This is a genomic window from Vibrio sp. 05-20-BW147 (genome assembly GCF_013369385.1).
GTDB lineage: Bacteria > Pseudomonadota > Gammaproteobacteria > Enterobacterales > Vibrionaceae > Vibrio > Vibrio floridensis.
Genome location: NZ_SZTO01000046.1, coordinates 1 through 2,221 on the forward strand (window position 1 = coordinate 1; position 2,221 = coordinate 2,221).

A 2,221-nucleotide genomic window follows, 5' to 3' on the forward strand; every position below is an offset into this window, starting at 1 on the left:
GGAGAGAGAGCTTTAATTATTGGTGGTTTGGAAATAGGTCATGGTGCCGTTGTTTTAGCCGGAGCGGTTGTAACTAAAGACGTCCCACCCTACGCTATTGTTGGTGGGGTTCCTGCAAGAATAATTAAGTATCGCTATGATAGTGATACAGTTGATTTTCTATTAAACTTGGAGTGGTGGAATAAAAATATTGAATGGATACATTTAAATTCTTCAGTATTTTCTAATTTTGATGAATTTAAGAAGGTTGCGAGTTATGTTGATTAAATTAATCTATAGGCTAATGGCTTTTATATTATCTAATTTATTTAAGTTGAAGAACTTGTTTTTATTAAGGGTTTTTAAAGTTAAATTTGAGAAAGATCTAAGAATCAACGGACCTATGTTTATAAGATCTTTTGGTCAGCTAGAAATTGGTCATAATGTAACAATCAACTCAAGTTATAGTTCTAATCCTATTGGCGGTAACAGTTTTACATCAGTAGTTGTTATGAAAGGTGCAAAAGTTGTTATCGGTAACAACGTAGGGATTTCCAACTCGGCTATATACTGTATGAATGAGATTACTATTGGTGATGGTGCCATGATTGGGGGTGATTGTAAGATATATGATACTGATTTCCACTCCTTAGATTGGAAGAGCCGTCAGTTATCTAATGATCAAGGCTCCTCTCTACCGGTAACTATTGGTGAAAGATCTTTTATCGGTACTGGTTGCATAATATTGAAAGGTTCAAAAATTGGAGTTGGGAGTGTTATCGGCGCTGGTTCAGTTGTCTCTACATCAATTCCTGACAATCAAATTTGGGCTGGAAATCCCATAAAATATATAAAAGACGTATAAACATGAAATTGACTGTAATTACATCTACACTTAATTGTTTCGAAGAAATTAAAAAAACGGCTGCATCAATAAGGAATAGTGGAAATATTGACATTCAATGGGTTGTTATAGATGGTAACTCTTCCGATGGTACAGTTGAATATATTAACGATAATCTTGAATTAGTAGACGTTTTTATATCGGAGCCTGATACGGGTATATATGACGCTTGGAATAAAGGAATAAAATATATCAAGGGAGATTGGGTGTTATTCCTAGGCGCTGGAGATGAAATAATAGGCAGTGGAGTTCAAGTATTACTAGATTATATAAAATCAGACACTACCAATCGGACTATGTATTATGGAAATGTTAACTTGATTGATAGTGATGGCATTAAGTTGCTCAAGTATAAAGAAGTCTCTCTGGGAAATTGGTCTTCAGGAAGGCCGGATCTGCCATGTCATCAAGGGGTATTTCAGCATATCTCACTTTTTAATGTAACTCCAGTGTTCGATACTAAATATAAAATTGCTGCTGATTCCAAATTTTTATTAACTAATATTTACCAGTCCTCAATTTATTATATGGATATTGACGTTGCTAATATGGAATACTTAGGTGTTAGTACTAATCCTGTACATGTGCTCAAGGTAACTAAAGAATTAGCGAATCTAAGAGAGGAGCTTATGTTAAAGGCTCCGAAATTTTCATTATTAAAATTCCATTTTAAATCTTATGTTAAATACTTTCTTTCTAAAGTAATAGGCATTAACCTTAAACCAAGGGCAAAAAATTGAACTTATTCCTTTGGGCGATAGTGTTATCTTGTTTTATTTTGATATTGTCAGATTTTGTGAGAATAAAGTTCATTCGTAGTTCAATGTGCTATGGCGCCATTCTGATATATAGTCTTTTGATTGCATTCAAAGGTGGTTCGGGGAGTGATACATTTCTTTATGAACGGTTATATTCCTCTGAATTCACTTTCACAAGCCTTTTTTTAACTTTTAGCGATGTGTTATTTGTATCTCTAATGTATATATTTAAAAAAAATTTACTGCATTTTGATACATTTAACTATCTTAATTCAATACTCGTCTTTATTAGTTTAAACCTATTGGCTAAGCGTAAATCGGCTAGTCTAGTTGTTTTATATATTTCTCTTATTGGTTTGAATTTAGACTTTTCAACAATGCGTCAATCTTATGGTATGCATGTTTTTTCAATTTTATACTTCAGTTTTAGCTCATTCGGTTTATCATTCATTCTAAGCCTAGGTTTTCATAAAAGTGCAATTTTTTCGTTTATAAGCAACTTAAATAAATATAAGTTATCTCTTAAAAGTATATTGCTGATTTTTTCTTTTGCTTTGGTTTTTTATTTTATATTTCTTCA

Annotated in this window: 3 protein-coding genes and 1 pseudogene; all 4 read left to right on the forward strand. The window is 32.3% G+C overall.

Going from position 1 to position 2,221, the window contains the following annotated elements:
* Positions 1-267 (forward strand): annotated as a pseudogene (locus tag FC652_RS19515) (antibiotic acetyltransferase); the annotation flags it as partial.
* On the forward strand, positions 257-844 hold the full coding sequence (locus tag FC652_RS19520) for a DapH/DapD/GlmU-related protein (RefSeq protein ID WP_176299835.1): 588 nt from the start codon (positions 257-259) through the stop codon (positions 842-844). The pseudogene FC652_RS19515 and the gene FC652_RS19520, both read left to right, overlap by 11 nt.
* A gap of 2 nt (positions 845-846) precedes the next feature.
* Positions 847-1,623, forward strand: a complete 777-nt coding sequence (locus FC652_RS19525; RefSeq protein WP_176299836.1) for a glycosyltransferase — start codon at positions 847-849, stop codon at positions 1,621-1,623.
* 83 nt (positions 1,624-1,706) lie between these two features.
* The coding region (locus FC652_RS20880) for an EpsG family protein (protein ID WP_369597890.1) at positions 1,707-2,221 on the forward strand (515 nt) is incomplete at its 3' end.